Source organism: Bradyrhizobium sp. LTSP857 (genome assembly GCF_000938285.1).
Classification (GTDB): Bacteria; Pseudomonadota; Alphaproteobacteria; order Rhizobiales; family Xanthobacteraceae; genus Bradyrhizobium.
Window position 1 is genome coordinate 163,264 of sequence record NZ_JYMS01000045.1, and the last position, 19,564, is coordinate 182,827.

17 protein-coding genes are annotated in these 19,564 nt (G+C 62.6%); 2 read left to right on the forward strand and 15 right to left on the reverse strand.

Annotated features, from left to right (window positions below; genetic code table 11):
* Nucleotides 1–3: 3 nt before the first annotated feature.
* The 15 genes from UP06_RS28710 to UP06_RS28780 all read right to left on the reverse strand — a co-directional run bounded on the left by UP06_RS28710 (nt 4) and on the right by UP06_RS28780 (nt 16,564).
* Complete coding sequence (locus UP06_RS28710) at nt 4–480, reverse strand: aromatic-ring-hydroxylating dioxygenase subunit beta (RefSeq protein ID WP_045007038.1); 477 nt, start codon at nt 478–480, stop codon at nt 4–6.
* Nucleotides 477–1,817 (reverse strand): aromatic ring-hydroxylating dioxygenase subunit alpha, encoded by a 1,341-nt coding sequence (locus UP06_RS28715; protein WP_045007180.1) that lies wholly within the window; start codon nt 1,815–1,817, stop codon nt 477–479. Before UP06_RS28715 ends, UP06_RS28710 begins: the two co-directional genes overlap by 4 nt.
* 17 nt (nt 1,818–1,834) lie before the next feature.
* A complete protein-coding gene (locus tag UP06_RS28720) occupies nt 1,835–2,785 on the reverse strand; it encodes a PDR/VanB family oxidoreductase (RefSeq protein WP_045007039.1) in 951 nt (316 codons plus the stop codon).
* Nucleotides 2,786–3,109: 324 nt separating this feature from the next.
* The gene (locus UP06_RS28725) at nt 3,110–3,811 is read right to left on the reverse strand and encodes an HpcH/HpaI aldolase family protein (RefSeq protein WP_045007040.1); all 702 of its coding nucleotides are present in this window, start codon (nt 3,809–3,811) and stop codon (nt 3,110–3,112) included.
* Between the two features lie 16 nt (nt 3,812–3,827).
* Complete coding sequence (locus tag UP06_RS28730; protein ID WP_045007041.1) at nt 3,828–4,631, reverse strand: SDR family NAD(P)-dependent oxidoreductase; 804 nt, start codon at nt 4,629–4,631, stop codon at nt 3,828–3,830.
* Nucleotides 4,632–4,638: 7 nt separating this feature from the next.
* Complete coding sequence (locus UP06_RS28735; protein ID WP_045007042.1) at nt 4,639–6,321, reverse strand: hydantoinase B/oxoprolinase family protein; 1,683 nt, start codon at nt 6,319–6,321, stop codon at nt 4,639–4,641.
* A 12-nt stretch (nt 6,322–6,333) separates the two neighbouring features.
* On the reverse strand, nt 6,334–8,400 hold the full coding sequence (locus tag UP06_RS28740) for a hydantoinase/oxoprolinase family protein (RefSeq protein WP_045007043.1): 2,067 nt from the start codon (nt 8,398–8,400) through the stop codon (nt 6,334–6,336).
* A 121-nt stretch (nt 8,401–8,521) separates the two neighbouring features.
* A complete protein-coding gene (gene nac / locus UP06_RS28745) occupies nt 8,522–9,460 on the reverse strand; it encodes a nitrogen assimilation transcriptional regulator NAC (protein WP_045007044.1) in 939 nt (312 codons plus the stop codon).
* A 134-nt stretch (nt 9,461–9,594) separates the two neighbouring features.
* Nucleotides 9,595–10,803, reverse strand: coding sequence for an aspartate transaminase (locus tag UP06_RS28750; protein WP_045007045.1), 1,209 nt, complete (start codon nt 10,801–10,803; stop codon nt 9,595–9,597).
* Between the two features lie 53 nt (nt 10,804–10,856).
* Nucleotides 10,857–11,597 (reverse strand): branched-chain amino acid ABC transporter ATP-binding protein, encoded by a 741-nt coding sequence (locus UP06_RS28755; RefSeq protein WP_045007046.1) that lies wholly within the window; start codon nt 11,595–11,597, stop codon nt 10,857–10,859.
* The gene (locus tag UP06_RS28760; RefSeq protein ID WP_045007047.1) at nt 11,590–12,360 is read right to left on the reverse strand and encodes an ABC transporter ATP-binding protein; all 771 of its coding nucleotides are present in this window, start codon (nt 12,358–12,360) and stop codon (nt 11,590–11,592) included. Before UP06_RS28760 ends, UP06_RS28755 begins: the two co-directional genes overlap by 8 nt.
* On the reverse strand, nt 12,357–13,343 hold the full coding sequence (locus UP06_RS28765) for a branched-chain amino acid ABC transporter permease (protein WP_045007048.1): 987 nt from the start codon (nt 13,341–13,343) through the stop codon (nt 12,357–12,359). Before UP06_RS28765 ends, UP06_RS28760 begins: the two co-directional genes overlap by 4 nt.
* A gap of 46 nt (nt 13,344–13,389) precedes the next feature.
* The gene (locus UP06_RS28770; RefSeq protein WP_045007049.1) at nt 13,390–14,262 is read right to left on the reverse strand and encodes a branched-chain amino acid ABC transporter permease; all 873 of its coding nucleotides are present in this window, start codon (nt 14,260–14,262) and stop codon (nt 13,390–13,392) included.
* A 12-nt stretch (nt 14,263–14,274) separates the two neighbouring features.
* The gene (locus UP06_RS28775) at nt 14,275–15,462 is read right to left on the reverse strand and encodes an ABC transporter substrate-binding protein (RefSeq protein ID WP_045007050.1); all 1,188 of its coding nucleotides are present in this window, start codon (nt 15,460–15,462) and stop codon (nt 14,275–14,277) included.
* Between the two features lie 208 nt (nt 15,463–15,670).
* Nucleotides 15,671–16,564, reverse strand: coding sequence for a FadR/GntR family transcriptional regulator (locus tag UP06_RS28780; RefSeq protein ID WP_245305570.1), 894 nt, complete (start codon nt 16,562–16,564; stop codon nt 15,671–15,673).
* On the opposite strand from UP06_RS28780, the gene UP06_RS28785 reads away from it, so the two are divergent.
* Entirely contained in the window at nt 16,481–17,905 is a 1,425-nt protein-coding gene (locus UP06_RS28785) for an aminotransferase (RefSeq protein ID WP_045007052.1), read from the forward strand. The two genes, UP06_RS28780 and UP06_RS28785, sit on opposite strands and share 84 nt — an antisense overlap.
* 40 nt (nt 17,906–17,945) lie before the next feature.
* On the forward strand, nt 17,946–19,550 hold the full coding sequence (locus tag UP06_RS28790) for an ABC transporter substrate-binding protein (RefSeq protein WP_045007053.1): 1,605 nt from the start codon (nt 17,946–17,948) through the stop codon (nt 19,548–19,550).
* Nucleotides 19,551–19,564 lie beyond the last annotated feature (14 nt).

The following is a 19,564-nucleotide window of genomic DNA, read 5'->3' on the forward strand; positions in this document are numbered from 1 at the left end:
TACTCACATGAAGAGTTGAATGTTTCCGAACGGCGCATCGAAATTGACGAGATCGACGCGCTTGAGCTTGATCTTGAGGGCGTCGCCGACCTCTACGAATTCGTGCGACGCCCAACCCGAATAGCGCTCCAGCATATCGCCGCGCGTCTCGGTGTAAATGTAGGACGTCCGCGCCTTGAAGACGCCTGCGGTCGGGTCACACGCCACGATCTGCGGCGCCTGAAGAAGATGATGGCAACGGCTCTTCGGCTTCTGGCTGAAGGTCCGCTCGCCGGCCAGGCGCTCGACCCGCACTTTGAGCAGCAGCAGGTCCTCATACATCAACGACGGCTGGAGCACCGGATCCTGCTGCTGCCATTCCAGCGGCATCCAGTAACGCCCTTCCGGGTGAAACAGATCGAGCCATTCCTGCCATTGCATCGTGTCGAGAAGATCGGCCTCCCGGTAGATCAAATCGGTGATCGTCTTTTCGGTGATCATTCGGCGGCCTCGGCGTGCTTGTCCATGTCCATGGTCATGAACTTGGCCCAGGCATGAAACTGGTTCCGCATCTGGCGCTCGGAGGTGCCGTTGATGACGGCGGTGACGTCCTGCTCTTCGTTGCTCTCGTAGAGCCTGCGGAGATTGACCCATTGATTGCCGTTGGACTTCAGCCCTTCCTGAGCCCGCTCATACATCTCGAGATCGTCATGGCCCACGATTGAAGTCGGCGCATTGATGAAGCGGTTATACATCAACGCGCGCTCGTAAAGCTTGTCGGGCGCGCCGACCAGGCGATAGACCCAGCTCTCGACCAGCGTCTTGTCGACCGCGATCGGGATGAAGTTGCGCAGGATCTGGACGGCGCCTTTGACCATGATGTTCGGGAAATACACGGTGTTGTGCCGGACCTCTCCCAGGATCTCGTGCGCCCGCGTCTCGCCATAGGCCGCGACCATCTGGTCGAGATAGCCTGTGACATCCGAGTAGTTCGAATGGATGGAGTTGGCGACGCCGGTATGGCCGTGGCCGTTCGGCCAGATCCTGATGCCGCTTTGCTCGTAAAACTCGTACGGGCTCATGAAGGGACCGTAGAGCTGCACCGCCATCGGCGTTTCCGTGGAATCGCCCTGCTCGCGCTTCCAGACCTTGACCGCGGTGCCGGCCGAGCTCTCATGCGCGACCATCGGATGGCAGGTGTCGGTCTGGTTCTCGACCAGCATCTTCCAGTTGCAGGTGTGCATGTAGCGGATCGGCGTGGCCATGACGGCCACCTTCCCCTCCGGGGAGCGGTCGGCCATGTTGTCGATGGTCGAGAGGCTTTCGCCGAAATACTCTTCGAAGGACACGCCGCTGTCGTTCAGTCGCGCGAAAATGAAATCGCGGTAGATGACGACATTCTTGATCTTCGACAGCCCCTCATTCGCCTGCGTGTCGCCGAAACCCGTCCCCTCATAACCCTTCTTCAGGGGAATCGCGAGTAAGGAGCCGTCGGTCTTGAAAGACCAGGCGTGATAGGGACAGCGGAAGAACTTTCCGGTGTTGCCGCAGGGCTCGGACGCGATCTTCGTGCCCTTGTGCGGACAGCGATTGTAGAAGACGTGGATGGAGCCGTCGGTATGGCGGCTCGCCAGCACCGGTTGCCGGCCGATCGTGGCGGTGATGAAATCGCCGGGCTTCGACAACTGGCTCGCATGCCCGACATAGACCCAGCTGTTCGGGAACAAATGCTCCATCTCGAGCTCGAAGATCTCGGGGTCGACATAGACGTCGCGATGCACTTCGGCCTCGCGCACCAGCGCCGCGATCGCGTGGGCCTTCCGTCCGTATTTCGTCATGGCGTCCCTCGCCTCCCTCATAAGTCCAGCACCAGGCGTTCCGATTTCGCGCGTGACACGCAGATCTGCATGACCTTGTTGGACGCCTTTTCGTCGTCGCTGAGGATGACGTCGCGATGGTCCGGCACCCCTTCGATCACGCCGCACTGGCAGATGCCGCAATCGCCACGCTGGCAGTCGTAGAGGACGTCGAGACCTGCCGCCTCCAGCGCCTGGATGATGCTCTGACCGGCTGCGACGCCGACGACCTGCCCGGTCGATCTGATCTCGACCTCGAACGGCCGGTCGGGCGAACCCGGCTGCTCCGCCTTGAAGAGCTCGTAGTGGATGCGGTCGGCCGGAATGCTCCCGGCAAGCGCGGCTGCCCTCACCGCTTCGATCATGCCCGCGGGGCCGCAGACATAGATGTGGGAGTTTGCGGCTGCATCGCCGAGCGCCGTTGCGATGTCCAGACGGGACTCGTCGCCGTCGTAGTGAACGGACAGACTTTTAGCGCAAATCTCCTGGAGATGCGGCAGGAACGCCAGCAGTCCTTGCGTGCGGCCCGCATAGTGCAGGCGAAACGGATTTGCGCGAGCGTTAAGCTCCGCCGCCATCGACAGGATCGGCGTGACACCGATGCCGCCGGCAAACAGCAGCGCGGGCGCTGCGTCCTCATGCAGATGAAAATTGTTCACCGGCGCACTTGCCGTCACGACATCGCCGATCTTCAGCGCGTGCATGAACTGCGAGCCGCCAGTCGAAGCCTCCTCGCGCAGCACCCCGAGCGCCAGCGTACCCTCGGGCAGGCCCGGCAAAGCCATCAGCGAGTAGGGCCGGTCTCCTCCATTCAGGAGCGCCACGCGAATATGTGCGCCGGCCTGCCATCGCGGCACGACGCCGTCCTCCACGTCAAGCACAAGGCTCCGTATGAACGGCGTCTCCGCGGCATACGACCTGACCTTGAGCTTGAGCGGATGCACGTCCATTCAGGCATCTCGTGAATTATATGAATTTGCATATTTTTAGACATGTAATAATTGCCTGTCAATCGGCGGTACGGATGCGGGCTCGGATCGCAGCCAGAGGCACGTCTTGTTGGTGGAGGAAGGTTAGCGCCCACGCCTCAGCGGAGGTCGGATCACACCAAGGACCGACCGCCGATATGTGCGTTCAATAGATTTTTCTCGGTCCCCGGTGCACGCGTCGTGCCCACATGACCGTCTAAGCGATTGAAAAGCCTAAGCTCTCGCTCCAATCCGTCGTGGGCAGGTTAGAGCCGGCTTCAGCCACCGAACGCCAACCGGGTCCCCTCACCGAGCGAGCATCTTTTTGACGGCTGCCAGTCCGACGCGCAGGAACGGATCGGAATGGATGTAGAAATACCGCACGCCGTGCTCGAGCCAGGACGGCAATTCGTCCGACGTCACGAGTGTGCCGGCGACCTTGCCCGCCGCCCTGATCTTCCTGACCGCGTAAGCCACCCGCTCGACGACAGCCTGCGGCCGAGCTTGCCCGAACGGTGGAGCCGGCGGATACCCCATGTTCTGGGACAAATCGCCGGGACCGATGAAGAAGACATCGATCCCTTCCACCGCAAGCAGCTCATCGATGTTGTCGATCGCCTTGGGCGTCTCAATCATGGCGATGATCAACCGCTTCTCGTGGTCAGCGGGGCACGCGTAGCGCACCGCATCGACGATGGCGCGTGCTTGGTCCGCGGTATCGACCATCGGCACCATCAGGCCATCGGCGCCGGCATTGAGATAGCGGATCAGAAGCGGCCGCTCATGGGAATGCGGACGCACAATGGCCGCGCCGCCTGCCCCGCGGATCGCCTGCGCTGTCCCGCGCACGTCCTCAAAGCTCCAGGTGCCGTGCTCGCAATCGACGAAGATGGCATCGGCGCCGAGCTCCACCAAGCGAACCGCCAGTCCCGACGAGGAATGATGCGGCGTGAGCATGGTGACCGCCTCGCCTTTGACGAGGCGCTCGCGCAATTTGGCTCCATTCATGGGAGATCCTTCTCTGTCAGTTCTTCGGCTTGTCGCTGAGGCCTTCGGGCGCGCCGACCCAGCGCGCCGTCTCGATGTCGGCGGAGGTATCGCGCATGAAGGTCGGGCAGATGTGCAGCTCGGGGATTACCGCCCCCTTCTGCAAGGACGCGCAGAGCAAAACCGCGCGTGCGACGTCGTGCGGATTGAGCATCACGGCGCGCTCGCGCTCGAGCGGCGGCCGGGCGCGATTGTCCATGATCGGGGTATCGGTCTCACCCGGCAGGATCGTCGTCGCGCGAATGCCCTGGTTGCGGTAGGTGTTGTGCAGGAAGGTCATGAAGTTCTTGACGCCCGCCTTGGCCGCCCCGTAAGCGGCGCCGCCGAGCAGGTTCGGATTGACGACCGCCAGCGAAGAGACGGTGATGATCGTGCCTTCATTCTTCGCAATCATGTCCTCAAGCACCGCCTGAGTGAGGTTGAACACGGCGGTAAGATTGACGTTGACCGTGGTGTTCCACTCCGCCTCACTGATGAAGCGCGCGTTCAAAACCTTGCTGGCGCTGCCGGCATTGTTCACGAGAATGTCGATCGGTCCGACATTTGACTTCACCCAGGCAACAGCCTCCAGAATCGCATCGCGCGACGCCACGTCGAACGCCCGTGCGACAGCCTTGCCACCCGCGTTCTCGATCACACCGGCGACCTCCTGAAGCGGGGCTGTCCGGCGGCCGGTCACGACGACCGTTGCGCCCTCCTGAGCGAGCAGGATCGCAGTCTCGCGCCCGATCCCCGTCCCCGCGCCAGTGATGAGCGCGATCTTTCCGTCAAGCAGGCCCATGGTTCCTCTATTCAGCTGCGGTCGCCGCCACGCTTGGGCGTTGATAGCCGTAAATCTGCCTCGCGGCTGCGGGCGTGATCAAGCCCTCGGCGAGGTCGAGCTCGATCGCGGCCGCCGCGCGCTCGGACGTGTGTCCCCATCCGCCGCCGCCCGGCGTCTCGACTTCGAGGCGATCGCCCGTCTTCAGGACGACTTTGCCCTTGGGAAATTGCGGCTCGCCGTTCCTGAAGACCTTGCCGGCACTCCCGGATTTACCACCGACGACGCCGAAGCAGGGATGGCGCACGCGCTCCGATGCCAGATAGATGTTCATCGGATTGCGCCCGAGGTTGCGCAGCACGACGCGCTGGCCGAGACCGCCGCGGCTCCTGCCGGCGCCGCCGGAATCTGGAATCAGCTCCTTGCATTCGGTGAGCGCGGGCACTGCGATCTCGAACATCTCGATCGCCGTGACCTTGCAATTGGACGGGAAGCTCAAGGTGTCGAGACCGTCGAACTCGGCGCGGGCGCCCTGTCCGCCGTGAAAATTCTGCACCGAGCCGTATTGCGTGCCGTCGTCGTGCCGGCCAACGCAATTGGCGGCCCAGATCGGCGCGCCGCCGCTGTCGCCCATCACCTTGTCCGGCACCACGCCCTCCAATGCCTTGAAGATCAGCGAGGGAATGACGTGCCCGATCAGGTTGCGCGAATTGCCTGCCGTCCATTGCTGCGGATTGAGGATGGAGCCGAGCGGCGCTTCATCCGTGATCGGGTTGATGCAGCCTTCGTTGTTCGGCGTGTCCGGGTCGAGCAGGCATTTCAGCGCATAGACCGAGTGGGCGTAGCGATAATTGGTCCGGCAGTTGATCGAGTGAAGCACCTGGTCCGACGTCCCGGCATAGTCAACGTGGACGGAATCGTCGCGGACGATGACGGAGGCCCTGAGCGTCACGTCGGTGTCGTAGCCGTCGAGCAGCACCTCGGCGGAATAGGTCCCGTTCGGCCATTGCCGGATCGCGCGCCGCGTCTGCGCTTCGGAGCGCGTGTGGATCGCATCGGCCAGCTCGTCGATGCTATCGAGGTCATACTCGTCGAGGAATTTTACCAATTCGCGGCCCATGACATTATTGGCCGCGACCATGGATTCGAGATCGCCCATCACCTCGGTCGGCAGGCGAACGGAGGCGGCAATGATGTCGAGCACGTCCTGGTTGGGAACGCCGGCCTTATGCAGCTTCACGATCGGGAAGCGGATGCCCTCCTCGAAGATATCGCTGGCTTCGGAATGCAAGGGAGCGCCGCCAATGTCGGGCAGATGGGCAATCGAGCCGGCATAGGCCACGACCTTCCCCTTTTTGAAGATCGGCGTGATCATCGTCACGTCAGGCAGATGTCCGGTGCCGATCTCCGGATCGTTGGTCGCGAGCACATCGCCCTCCGTGAGCGTCCCGGCTGGGAATTTCGGCAGGAAGTATTTTTGTGCGGCGACCGGCAGCGAGGTGATGAACACCGGTATCGACCAGGTGCATTGTGCGAGCGCGCGGCCGCGGCTGTCGAGCAGCACGGTCACATAATCGTGGTTCTCGCGTACGATGGGCGAAAATGCGGTGCGGCCGAGCACGATGTCGGCCTGATCGGCGATGAAGATCAGGCGATTCCACATCACCTGGAGATTGATGGGATCGTTGAAATCGGCAGCGTTAACGGACATAGGGCGTCGTCCTCAGGCGATGTTGATCACGAGATTGCCATTGATATCGACGTGGGCCCTGCCGCTCGGTCCGACGACCGCGGTGGACTCTCGCTGCTCGACAATGGCCGGCCCCTTGATCTCCTCGCCGACCGGCAGCTTGTAGTGATCATAGACCGGCGTTTCGACGAAGCCGCCGCGCTCGCTGAAATAGACCGAGCGTGCGCCTTTCCTGGCCTCGGCGGCGTGTCTTGTGTGCGGGCGGGTGACTTGATCCTTTTGGCCGCTGGAGCGCAAGCGCCAGGTGATCACCTCGACCGAGGAGCCCGCGACCGTACGGCCGAACAGCTCGCGATAGAGCTTGTAGAAATTGCCGAGCAGTTGCTCATGGAACTGCTTTGGCGGCAAACCGCGCTCCGGCAACGCGACCGTGATCTCATGGCCCTGGCCGACGTGACGCATATCGACGGTGTAGGTGTTGGTGATCGCCTCCGGCGCAATGCCGGCGGCACGGACGACGTCCGCCCCCTGCGTCGCGAGATCGCCGAGCAGGCGATCCATCGCCGCGAAATCCCAATTATCGACCTGCATCGGGAAGCTCGCGGACAGATCGACCGCGACCGGCGCAATCAGCAAGCCGATCGCCGACGTGACGCCGGCGCCCGTCGGGCAGATGATGCGCTTGATGCCGAGCTTGCGCGCGATGCCATAGGCATGCACCGGCCCTGCGCCGCCGAACGCGACCATCGGCAGGCTGCGCGGATCGACGCCAAGGTCGGTCGCATGAACCGCCGCCGCCTTGCTCATGGATTCGTTGACGAGATCGTGGATGCCGAAGGCGCAGCGGGGAACGCTGACGTCAAGCGAGGCCGCAAGCTTAGTCATCGCGGTGTGCGCGGCATCCTTCGACACCTCGAACGAGCCGCCGATGAAGGACTCGGTGCCCATATAGCCGAGCAGGATATCGGCATCGGTGACGGTCGGCTCGGTTCCGCCACGCTGATAGGCGGCCGGTCCCGGCATCGCGCCGGCCGAGCGCGGCCCGACATCGAGCAGGCCGAGCGGATTCTTCGCGGCGATCGAGCCGCCGCCGGCGCCGATCTCGATCATACGGATCGACTGGATTTTTAGAGGGAAGCCCGAGCCCTTGCGAAAGCGATGATGATGCGCGACTTCGAGATCGGTGCCGACCGTCGGCTCGCCGTTCGGGATCAGGCACAGTTTTGCAGTGGTGCCGCCCATGTCGAAGGAGAGCACGCTGCCCTCGCCCGCGATGCGGCCGAACTCGGCGGCAGCGACCGCGCCTGCGGCCGGCCCCGATTCGATCAGGCGCACCGGCAGCTCCGCGGCCCGGCTGCTCGGCACGAGACCGCCGGACGAGGTCATCCAGAGCACCTGGCGGCTGATCCCTTTGGCGGCGAATTCGCGCTCGAGATGGGCGACGTGCCCCGACATCTGCGGCCGCGTGTAGGCGTTGACGACCGTGGTCGAGGCGCGGTCGAACTCGCGCACCTCCGGGCAGACCTCGGAGGACAGGGACACGAAGATATCGGGATCTTCCTCGCGCAGCAGCGCCGCGATGCGCTGCTCGTGGGTCGGATATTTGTAGGCGTGCAGCAGGCAGACGGCGACGGATTTGATGCCTTCCTCGCGCAACCGGCCGGCGATCTCGCGGACCGTCTCCTCTTCCAGTGCGGTGACGACTTCGCCACCGGCGGAGATGCGCTCGACGGCGCCAAAGCTGTTGGCGCGCGTCACCAGGGGGTCCGGATATTTCAAATTCAGATCGTAGAGATCGTACCGTCCCTCGTTACGGATGCGCAGCATGTCCTGGAAGCCGGCGGTCGAGATGAAGCCGGTCTTGACGCCCTTGCGCTCCAGCACCGCGTTGGTGACGACGGTGGTGGCGCCGAGCACCTGAAGCCCTTCCAGATCGACGCCGTCGCCGAATTGCGCGAGCAGCTCGGAGACGCCGCGAACCACGGCCTCGGCCGGATTGGCCGGCGTGCTCAGCACCTTGTGGAGATGCAGTTCGCCCTTGTCGTCGAGCAGCGCGAAATCGGTAAAAGTTCCCCCGGTATCGAATGCGAGCTTGGCCATCTGTGTCCTCGAAGCGATTGTCTTCGAGCGTAGGAAATGCGGTTGCAACCGACCACCACAACTCCCGTCTGCCGCCATAGGTTTTGTTTATGGCGCGGGCGCTTGAGCCGCAATTTGAGACTCAAACAGCCTTGATGCCCTGCGGATGGCTGCGCATCAGCTTCTCGACAACGGTCAGAAGCACCGATCGCGTGGCAAGCGCCGGCTCCGACAGCGGCAGATGGTCGGAGATGCACAAGGAGACCGTCGCTTCGATCGCGGGGCGAACCAGCCGCCGCACCTCGACGCCGCCAAAGCTCAACGCACTCGCTGCGACCGAGGCCGGCAGGATGGTCGAGCCAAGCCCCTCCGTCACGGCCGCGCCGAGCGAGGAAACGGATTCGATCTCGGATACGACGTTCGGCGTCACCCGTGCCCGTGCCAGGGATTCATCAATCAGTCGTCGCAGGAAATGGCCCTGGCTGGGCAGCAGCAGCTTGACGTCGGCAAGAGCCGAAAGCGGCAGCGGCTCATCCGTCTGCTTCTTCGCCGTCGGCTCCGAACGGGATACGAGATAGAGCTCCTCACGAAACAGCGGCTGGAGCTTGACGCCCTTGATTGGGCCGGAGCCGTAGATCATGGCCATGTCCATCCTGCCAGTCATGATGAGCTCACTCAGCACATGGCCGAAACTGTCGTTGATATGGACGATGATCTGCGGATGCAGCGTGGACATCTCTTTCAATATTGGCAGCGACAGCGTGCTTGATGCCGAATAAGTCGCAAGCCCGATCGAGACGCGCCCGGCCAGCGCCTTGGTCGATTGCTCGATGTCGATCTGCGCCTGCTCGATCTGCTTCAGCAGCAATTGGGCATGACGATAGAGAATGAGGCCCGCTTCGGTCGGGACGACGCCGTGATTGCTGCGCAGGAGCAGCTTGTGCTTGAAATGGCTTTCGAGGGCCACGATTTGCTGCGACAGCGCCGGCTGCGCCGTGCGCAACAGACCGGCTGCGCGCGAGACGCTGCCCGCATCGACGACCTTGACGAAGCTCTTCAGCTTCCTGAAATCGACGCTCATCTGTCTCGCACGACCGTTTGTGAAAACACCAGCCCGTCCGGCACTATCCGTTATCTAGATCATTGATTTCAATGAGATTCTTTCCGGACCCGCCGATTTCGACAGACTGCTCTCTCAGGCACTGAGACACATTCTCAACGAAGCGCCCGACAAGCCGTCTCGATACGGTTGCAGGCTTCCTCGATCGCCTCCATAGAGGTCGCGATCGACAGACGGAAATACGGTGACAGCCCGTAGGCCGCGCCCTGCACGGCGGCGACCCCAACGCCGTCGAGCAAATGGAGCACGAAGTCCAGATCGTTCTCGATGACCTTGCCGTCCGGCGTGGTCTTGCCGATCACGCCGGCGCAGCCGGGATAGAGGTAGAAGGCGCCGTCCGGAACGAGACAGGAAAGGCCGGGGATCGCGTTCAGCCGCGCACAGGCGTAGTCGCGGCGCTCCTTGTAGAGCTTGACGCTGTCGCGAACGAATGACTGATCGCTCGCAAGCGCATGAGCGGCGGCTGCCTGGCTGATCGACGACGGACAGGACGAGATCTGCGATTGCAGCTTGTTGATTGCGGCTATCAGCGGCGCAGGACCGGCGGCGTACCCGATGCGCCATCCGGTCATCGCGTAGGTCTTCGACACGCCGTTGGCGAGAAGCACCCGGTCCTTGAGTTCTGGCACGGCGGCCGCGAGCGTCGTCGCGGGTTCGTCACGGTACCAGATCTGGTCATAGATATCGTCCGAGAGCACAAGCACGTTGGGATGACGGAGCAGGACCTCGCCGAGTGCCCTCAGGTCCGCGCGGGAATAAGCGGCGCCCGTCGGGTTCGACGGCGCATTGAGAATCAGCCAGCGCGTCCTTGGCGTGATGGCGGCCTCGAGCGCTTCGGCCGTCAGCTTGAAACCCTGGTTCTCGGAACACCTGACGATGACGGGCTTGCCGTCATTGGCTATGACCATATCGGGATAGGAAACCCAATAGGGCGCGGGAATGATGACTTCCGCCCCCTCGTCCACGCTCGCCATCAGCGCGAGAAACAGGATCTGCTTGGCTCCGCCACCGACGCAGATTTCATTGTCGGCATACTCAAGCCCGAGCCGCCGCCTGTAATCGGCAATGATGGCCTTGCGCAGGGCGACCGTGCCGTTGACAGCGGTGTATTTGGTCTCTCCGCGGTCGATCGCCTCATGCGCCGCGGCCTTGACGTGATCCGGCGTGTCGAAATCCGGCTCGCCGATCGCCATGTCGATGATATCGCGACCCGCCGCCTTCAATTCGCGGACGCGCGCGGAAGCTGCCGTGGTCGGGGATATCTTGATGCGCGAGACGCGCGCGGCCGGCACGAAGATCGTCACTGTGGTCGTCCTTTGCGTTGCGAATGGTCAGCGCCCGCCAAGCAGGCGCCGTGTCAATGTTCGACGTCGGCTTCACCGCGCATGCGGCCGGTGAGAAAGAGCTCGCCAAGCTCGTCATGGGTGATATCCGCCGGCCGGCCATCCCAGATCACTTTGCCGAGCCGCAGGATGACGGCGCGCTGCGCCACCGCCATCGCCTTCTTGGTGTTCTGCTCGACGAGCAGAATGGTCTGGCCGGCGGCGTTGATGCGCAGCAGCTCATCGAAGACGATGCCGATCGCCGTCGGTGACAGACCGACTGATGGCTCGTCGACCAACAGGATCTTGGGCCGTTGCAGCACGGCCATCGCGACTTCGAGCAATTGCTGCTCGCCGCCGGACATGTTGCCCGCCAACGTGTTGCGGCGTGTCTTCAAGACAGGAAACAGATCGTAGACATAGTCGCGTTCGGCCTTCACCTTGCTGTCGCGCAGCGTATAGGCTGCCATTTGAAGGTTTTCGTCGACCGTCATGACCGGAAAGTTGCAGCGTCCCTGCGGCACCCAGGAGATGCCTTCGGCCAGGATCGCCCGGGACTTCAAGGCAGTGATGTCCTTGCCCTGCCAGTCGATGCTGCCGCCCTTGACGGTGGTCATACCGTAGAGCGTCTTGAGCAGGGTCGACTTGCCGGCGCCGTTCGGTCCCATCAGAGCGACGAACTGCCCCTGGGGCACGTCGAGATCGACGCCATTGAGGATATCGAGCGAACCGTAGCCCGCGCGCAGCCCTTTGATCGAGAGAGAAGGTTCAGCCACCGAGATAGGCCTCCCGCACTGCCTGGTTCTGGACGATGTCGTCAGGCGTTCCCTCCGCGAGCTTCCGCCCCTGATCGAGCACGACCACGCGCTTGCAGAGGCTGGTCACCACGTCGATGTTGTGCTCGATGATCAGGAAGCTGACGCCGAAGGTCGTGTTGGCAAGACGGATGCTGTCGACGACGCGCTCGATCAGTTTCGGGTTAATGCCGGCCATCGGCTCGTCGAGCAGGATGAGCTTCGGTTCCGGCATCAGCATCGAGGCGAACTGGATCAGCTTCTGCTGCCCTCCGGACAACTTGCCCGCAGGCTGGAAGCGAACGTCCCACAGACCGGCAATTTTGATCAGTTCGCGGGCCCGTTCGCGCAGAGCCGCAACCCGATTGCGGGCAGTAGCTCCAATCCCGAACGTCGACAAGATGCCCGGAAAGGTGAACATCTGGCCGGCGATGACGAGATTTTCCTCGACGTCGAGAGCGCCGAACACCACGGTCTTCTGGAACGAGCGCAGCATGCGGCCTTCGCGGGCGATGTCGTTGAGCGACCAGCCGGTGATGTCCTGACCGTCCAGCTTCACCGCTCCCGCATTCGGTTTGGCGAGCCCAGTCACGCAGTCGAAGAATGTGGATTTTCCTGAGCCGTTGGGCCCGATCAGCCCGCAAATCTCGCCACGATCGACATGGACGTCGACGCCGTCGACGGCGCGGACGGCACCGTAGGATTTGCAGAGGCCGGTGATTTCGAGAATTGGCAGACCGGTCATTTTCGCCTCTCGAGGAATGACCAGAAGCGGCCGATCAGTGGTGCGAATCCGCTCGGGAACCAGAACACGAGTCCAAGCAGGAAGAAGCCATAGGCGATCATGCGCAATTCGGGCGCGATGCGTAGCGCTTCGGTGAGACCGACGAACATCAGGCTGCCGAAGATGACACCCGAGATCGTCCCGGCTCCGCCGCCGAGAACGATGATCAGCATCGTCGTCGAGTAATACATCTGGAAGGAGAGCGGACTGACCACGGTCAGGTAATGCGCATAGAGGCTGCCGCCGAGGCCGGCAAAGGCGGCGCTGATCATGAAGACAACCAGCTTGTAATGCCATGTCGGGATGCCGACGGACTCGGCCAGCGTTTCGTTCTCGCGAATGGCGATCATGTTCCGGCCGGCCGGCGATCGAACGATCAAGTAAGCAATCAGGGTGGCGATCGCGGCGGTCGCGAGCACCAAATAGTAGAAGCCCACAGTTCCGGAGACGGTGAACGACGCCGGCCCTAACGCAAAGTAGGGTTTGGGAATGGCCGACAACCCCATGTCGCCGCGCGTCAGGCTGATCCAGTTCTTGGCGATGGCCTGTCCGATGATGACGAAGCCGAGCGTACACATCACGAACGATGTGGCACGCAGTCTGAGCGCCGGTATCCCGAGTGGCAGCGCGACGGCGCCCGCAACGAGCCCGGCCGCCAGGAAATTAACATAGAAGGGCGTACCGAAATGCACCGCCAGGAGCGCGGACGTGTAGGCGCCGATGCCGAAGAACGCCGCCTGCGCGAGCGATAGAAGCCCGGTATAGCCAAGCAACAGATTGAGGCCGTGCGCCGGCAGCAGGAAGATCAGCGCGATGACGATCGCGTGCAGCGGGTAGTTGCCGAGGAAGAGCGGAGCGGCACACGCCAGCGCAGCAAGGACAAGGCCGAACGGAAGACGAAGATCCCACCCCGTCGTCGGCACTGAGAGTTCGGCTGGTGTCATGTTTTGCTCTCGGACGATCTCAGTCAATTTTCAAAAACCGCCACGGTCAGAAGCGCGCCTGCGCGGAGAAGAGCCCATGCGGACGCCACATCAGCACCAGCATCAGGGTCGCGAACCCGACGGTGTCGCGGAATTGCAGCCCGACATAGGTCGCGACCAGGCTCTCCGCGATCCCCAGGATCATCGCCGCGACGAACGTGCCGCGAACATTGCCAAGCCCGCCCATGATGATGATGGGCAGCGTCTTGAAGGTGATGAGCTCGCCCATGCCGCCGTAAACACTGACATTCACCGGCGCGGTCAGCACACCCGAAAGGCCTGCAAGAGCGGCCCCAAGGATGAAAGTCCAGAGCGCCACATGGCGGACATCGATACCGACCACCGCGCAACACTCGATGTTCTGCGACACCGCGCGCATCGCCTTGCCCATCCGGCTATAGGTCACCATCAGCTCAAGGCCGATAAATACGAAGAGGCCGACGATGATGATCAGGATGCGCTGCTCGGCCAGTGTGAACCCGAACAGCGTGACCGGCTCGATATAGCCGCCGGAGAAGAATTTGTAGCTGCCGCCGAAAAACAGGATGATTGTGTTCTGCAAGATCAGCGCGACGCCAAGGGTTGCGAGAACGCCGGCTTCGGCCGGCGCCCCCACGATCCGCTGCATCACGACATTTCCGACGACGACGGCGATCAACGCGGTGGCGACCACGCCGATCACGACCGCGACCGGATAAGGCAGATCGAAATACTCGATCGCGAACCACGCCCCGAAGGTGCCGAGCATGTAATATTCGCCATGCGCGAAATTGATGGCCCGCAGCACGCCGAAGATCATGGTCATGCCGACGGCCACGATCGCATAAACCGATCCCGAAACGATGCCGTTAACGACTTGCTCGATGATCGTATAGAACATGTAAGTGCCGTCCTATTTGGGATAGTCGATCTCGGCCGAATAGGCGCCCTTGATCGCCGGCTTGCCATTTTCGATCTCGAGAAGAATCATCGGCAGGCGCGCCTGGTTGTGATCGTCGAAGGTCACGTCGCCGACGGCGCTGGAATAGTGAATGGCAGAAAGCGCGGCGCGGACCTTCTCGCGATCAATGCTCTGGGCCTGCTCGATCGCCTTGGCCAGAAGATGCACCGTCTCCCAGTGCACATAGGCGTGGTTGTTGGGCGCCTCGCGAAACTCCGAGGTGAACTTGTCGACGAAGGCCTTGCTCTTCTCGGACTCGTAGGCCGGAAGCCAGGCCGCCGCTTCGATCGCCCCCTCCATCGCCTTCGGCGCCGCCTTGATGGTGCTCGCCGTATTGAACTCGGCGTTACCGATCAGCGGAATCTTGCCTGCGATCCCGACTTCCATCATCTGGCGCCCGACGATGGGCGCGGAATCGGCGTTGCCGTACATGATGATGGCCTGGGCGCCGGAGTCGCGGATCTTGGAAAGCACGCTGCGGAAATCCACCTCGCCTTCCTTGTAATAGTCCTCCGTCAATATCTGACTCTTGAAGCGCGGCAGGTACTTCTTGGTAAACTCAATGGCTGCGCGCCCGTAGTCGGTGTCGACCGATAGCACCGCGTATTTGGTAAAGCCCTTCTTCTCGGCGGCATATTGCAGCACGATCAGCGCGCGGTTTTCATCGGTGGGATAATTGCGATACGTCCACTTGAAACCGCCGACGCCCGCCTTGTAGGTGATTTTCGGGTTCGAGGAGGCGGCGTTGAGCAGAAGAACGCCGGCGTCTTCCGCAACCGGCTGCATCGCAAGCGTCACTGAGCTGGAGACGTCGCCAATGATGAAATCGACCTGATCCTGATCGATCAAGCGTCGGGTCGCGGAGACGCCTTCCACCGGAGTTCCCTGGCTGTCGCCGGCCAGGATGTTGATCTTGCGCCCACCGACGCCGCCTGCGCCGTTGATCTCCTTCGCCGCGAGTTGAGCGCCGCGCAGCGAAAAAGCGCCGTAGCGAGCATTGGGACCGCTCATCGGCGCGACGAGGCCGAGCTTGACTGTGCCGTCCTCGGTTCGGGCCGCGAAGGCGCCGGATGAAAGCGTCTGAAATCCGATCAGGGCCGTGCCGACACAAAATCCTCTTCGGCTTAGGTAGGTCGCCATGTCCCCGCTCCGTTGCTACAAATTCATGCACCCGCCGACACAGCTGTTTTTGTGATCTTGCCCTTGCAATTTTTTTGCTGCGATCGACGGTAAAAAATAGATTTACGTCCACCGGCGGGGGAAGCATGACTGCGGTCTGCCACCATAGCGAATTCTTATGGCCAGCGCTCGCTGAACGCTGAGGTGATCATCGAGCACGGTCCACCGGCTAGGCCTTGTCGCGTGCCATCGATTTCGCGTTCGAGGCGTCCATCAGCGCATCGCGGATATTGCCGAGGTGCCGTGTCATCGCGGCGCTCGCTTTGCGCGCATTGCCGGTGGAGACAGCCTCAAAAATGGCCTCATGATCCCTGAGCCAGACAGACCGGTAATCCTCCATGCGCATATGGGCGTGGATTTCCTGCCAGATGCGGGAATCGCTTTGCGCGCGCCAGAGCGAGTCGCAAATCGACACGATGGCACTGTTGCCCGTGGCCTCCGCAAGGATGACGTGGAAACGGTGATCCGACGTATCGGCTTCGCGGCCCTGGGCATGCTCCTCGCGCATCATGGCAAGCGCATCGGCAAGCTGGACGATGATCGTCTTCGAGGCTCGCTGCGAGGCCGCCGCGGCGATCTGCGGCTCGATCATCTGGCGTGCTTCGATATTCTCGAAGGGGCCTGCACCTTCGAGCGCATGCACGTCCGCGAACTCCTGCCGGCTGATGACATAAGCGCCACTGTTGCTGCGGACCTGGAGCATGCCGGACATCGCCAACGATAGAAGGGCTTCGCGGATCGTCGGTCGCGAGACTCCGAAGGTTTTGGCGAGCTCGCGCTCCGCAGGCAAACGCTGGCCGATGCGATAGCTTCCCTGCACCATCGAGGCGATCTGCCTGGCGACGGCTTCGAAGCTTCTCAGCGGTGCAACGGGCGGAACTGGTGACATAGCGCGCATATCTGCCGTTTCTTTGCACCTTGACAAGAAGAAATTGGTCATACCAAATTGGCCTGACCAATAAGAAGCCCCGCCGCCGCAATGACGCGTCGACACAGGAGAGGGCCTTTGAGCGTGCTTGAGCGACGACCGAATTCGACCGAAGCCCGGGATGTGCTGTTCCACCTGCATTCCCAGACCAACCCGACACTGCATGCCGAAATCGGGCCGCTCGTGATGACGCACGGCGAAGGCGTTCATGTCTACGGCGCGGACGGCAAGCGCTATCTCGAGGCGATGGCTGGCCTGTGGTGCACCTCGCTCGGCTTTTCCGACAAGCGGCTGAAGGCTGCCGCGATGGCCGCCTACGACAAGTTCGGCTTCTACCACACCTTCAACCACAAGACTCCCGATGCGGTGGTCGATCTCGCAGAGGAGCTGGTGGCCCTCTCGCCGATCCCGGATGCGCAAGCCTATTTCGCGACCTCGGGATCTGAGGCGACCGAGACGATGGTCAAGCTGGCCTGGGTCTACCACGCGGCGCGTGGCAAGCCCGGCAAGCGCAAGATCATCGCGCGCGATCGCGCCTTCCATGGCTCGACCATCGTGGCGGCCTCGATGTGCGGCCTGCCGCGGATGCACCGCGAGTTCGGGCTGCCGCTTCCGGGATTCCTGCACACGCATTGCCCCGATCCCTATCGGGGCCCGCAACCCCACGAGACGCTGGACGCCTTCACCGACAGGCTTGCGGCCGATCTCGCAACGATGATCGAAGCCGAGGGGCCGGACACGATCGCTGCCTTCATCGCCGAACCGATCAACGCGGGCGGAGGCGTCGTCGTGCCGCCGAAAGGCTATTTTGCGAAGATCGAGGCGGTGCTGCGTCGACACGACATCCTGGTGCTGGCCGACGAAGTCGTTTGCGGTTTCGGCCGCACCGGCAACTGGTTCGGCTGCCAGACGGTCGGTATGCAGCCGGACATGATGGCGCTCGCCAAGGGGCTATCGTCCTCCTACTTTCCGATCTCCGCCGTGCTGCTCTCACGCCCGATCCGAGATGCGCTGGCCGACATCAACAAAGCCGGCGAGCTGTTCGGACATGGCTTCACCAATTCGGGCCATCCGGTCGGCTCCGCCGTCGCGCTGGAAACCCTGCGCATTTATCACAGCATGGACGTCGTCGGTCACGTGCGTGCGATGGGCGCGCGGCTGCGTGACGGCCTTGAGAAGATCGCGGCCGATTCTTCCATTGTTGGTCAGGTCCGCGGCGAAGGCCTGATGTTCGGTGTCGAGCTCGTCGCTGACCCCGCGACCAAGGCCGCCTTCGATCCCGCGCTGAAGGTCGGCAGCGCGTTCGACGCGCGGGCGCTGGAGAACGGCCTGATCATTCGCGCCATGGGTGACACGATCGGCCTTTGCCCTCCCCTGATCATCAAACCCCACGAGGTGGATGAGATGCTGGGTCTCTTCGCCCAAACCTTGAAAACCGTGGAAGCAAAGCTGCCCCCATCGGGCTTGAACCATTGACCCATCGCTAGAGAGCCCCGCTGTCGCAAGGAGAGTCCAGATGCACCGTCGAGACCTGCTTCGTTCGAGCCTGGGCGCCGGTCTCGGCGCTGTCCTCGGCTCATCACTAGGCGCCCCGCAGATCGCCCGGGCGCAAGGCGCGCGGACCCTGCGCTTCGTGCCACAAGCCGATGCCGCCATCCTCGATCCGATGATCACCACCGGCCTCGTCAATCGCAATCACGGCTTCCTGGTGTTCGATACGCTCTACGGCGTCGACGAAAATTTGGACCCGCAGCCGCAAATGGTCGCTGGCCATGTCGTCGAGGACGGCGGCAAAATCTGGGTGATGACCCTTCGCGACGGGTTGAAATTCCATGACGGCGAGCCGGTGCGCGGCCGCGATGTCGTCGCCAGCATGAAGCGCTGGGCGTCCCGTGACGCCTTCGGCAATTCGCTGTTCAACATCGTCGACGAAATTTCGGCGCCTGACGATCGCACCGTGCGTTGGCGGCTCAAGGCCCCGTTTCCCTTGTTGCCGCTCGCGCTCGGCAAGGTCGGCGCCATCATCGCCTTCATCATGCCGGAGCGACTGGCGCAGACCGACAGTGCGATGCCCGTCAAGGAGCTGGTGGGCAGCGGACCCTTCCGTTTCAAGGCGGACGAGCACGTGCCGGGTGCGCGTCTGGTCTATCAGCGTTTCGACGGCTATGTGCCAAGGCCGGATGGCCAGGCCAGCATGCTTGCCGGGCCGAAGATCGCGAATTTCGATCGCGTCGAGTGGCAGGTGATGCCCGATCCGGCCACCGCGGCCGCGGCCCTGCAACGCGGCGAGATCGACTGGTGGGACCAGCCGATCGTCGATCTGCTTCCGACGCTACGCGCCAACAAGGCGTTGAAGGTCGAGCTTCTCGACAATATCGGTAATGTCGGCGTGCTGCGCTTCAATCACACCCAGCCGCCGTTCGATAACGCGGCGATCCGCCGTGCGGTACTGTCCGCCATCAACCAGCGCGACTTCATGGGCGCCGTCGCCGGCGACGACAGCAGCATGTGGCGCGACAAGGTCGGCTTCTTCGCTCCCGGTTCGAATATGGCGAGCGAGGAAGGCATGGAGGCACTCAACGGGCCGCGCGACCTCGCGGCCGCGACCAAGGCGATCAAGGATGCCGGCTATAAGGGCGAGAAGGTGTTACTGATGGCGCCGGGTGATTTCCCGGTGATCGGCCAAATGAGCGAGGTCGCCGGCGAACTGTTCAAGCGGCTTGGGCTCAACCTCGACTATATCGTGATGGATTGGGGCTCCATGCTGAAGCGGATGAACAGCCGCGAGACGCCCGACAAGGGCGGCTACAACGCCTTCTGCACCTATTCGGCCGGCGTCACTCAACTCAATCCGTCAGCTCATAACTTCATCCGCGGCAGCGGCGACAAAGCCACCTTCGGCTGGGCGAGGAGTCCAAAGCTGGAGGAGTTGCGCGATGCCTGGCTGGTGGCTCCGGACGCCGCGGCGCAGGCCAAGATCGGCATCGAGATGCAGCGCCAGGCGTTCATCGACGTGCCTTATGTGCCGCTCGGCGTGTTCTACCAGCCGACGGCCTACAAGAAGGAGCTGACCGGCGTGCTCAGAGGCCTGCCGCTGTTCTGGAACGTGCGGCGCGCCTGATCGCCGAGCCTGAC

What these genes read in the sequence shown, in the direction of transcription:
- UP06_RS28710 (WP_045007038.1), bottom strand. Translation starts at nt 480, where the DNA reads ATGATCACCGAAAAGACGATCACCGATTTGATCTACCGGGAGGCCGAT.
- UP06_RS28715 (WP_045007180.1), bottom strand. Translation starts at nt 1,817, where the DNA reads ATGACGAAATACGGACGGAAGGCCCACGCGATCGCGGCGCTGGTGCGC.
- UP06_RS28720 (WP_045007039.1), bottom strand. Translation starts at nt 2,785, where the DNA reads ATGGACGTGCATCCGCTCAAGCTCAAGGTCAGGTCGTATGCCGCGGAG.
- UP06_RS28725 (WP_045007040.1), bottom strand. Translation starts at nt 3,811, where the DNA reads ATGAATGGAGCCAAATTGCGCGAGCGCCTCGTCAAAGGCGAGGCGGTC.
- UP06_RS28730 (WP_045007041.1), bottom strand. Translation starts at nt 4,631, where the DNA reads ATGGGCCTGCTTGACGGAAAGATCGCGCTCATCACTGGCGCGGGGACG.
- UP06_RS28735 (WP_045007042.1), bottom strand. Translation starts at nt 6,321, where the DNA reads ATGTCCGTTAACGCTGCCGATTTCAACGATCCCATCAATCTCCAGGTG.
- UP06_RS28740 (WP_045007043.1), bottom strand. Translation starts at nt 8,400, where the DNA reads ATGGCCAAGCTCGCATTCGATACCGGGGGAACTTTTACCGATTTCGCG.
- nac (WP_045007044.1), bottom strand. Translation starts at nt 9,460, where the DNA reads ATGAGCGTCGATTTCAGGAAGCTGAAGAGCTTCGTCAAGGTCGTCGAT.
- UP06_RS28760 (WP_045007047.1), bottom strand. Translation starts at nt 12,360, where the DNA reads ATGACCGGTCTGCCAATTCTCGAAATCACCGGCCTCTGCAAATCCTAC.
- UP06_RS28765 (WP_045007048.1), bottom strand. Translation starts at nt 13,343, where the DNA reads ATGACACCAGCCGAACTCTCAGTGCCGACGACGGGGTGGGATCTTCGT.
- UP06_RS28770 (WP_045007049.1), bottom strand. Translation starts at nt 14,262, where the DNA reads ATGTTCTATACGATCATCGAGCAAGTCGTTAACGGCATCGTTTCGGGA.
- UP06_RS28775 (WP_045007050.1), bottom strand. Translation starts at nt 15,462, where the DNA reads ATGGCGACCTACCTAAGCCGAAGAGGATTTTGTGTCGGCACGGCCCTG.
- UP06_RS28785 (WP_045007052.1), top strand. Translation starts at nt 16,481, where the DNA reads ATGACGCGTCGACACAGGAGAGGGCCTTTGAGCGTGCTTGAGCGACGA.
- UP06_RS28790 (WP_045007053.1), top strand. Translation starts at nt 17,946, where the DNA reads ATGCACCGTCGAGACCTGCTTCGTTCGAGCCTGGGCGCCGGTCTCGGC.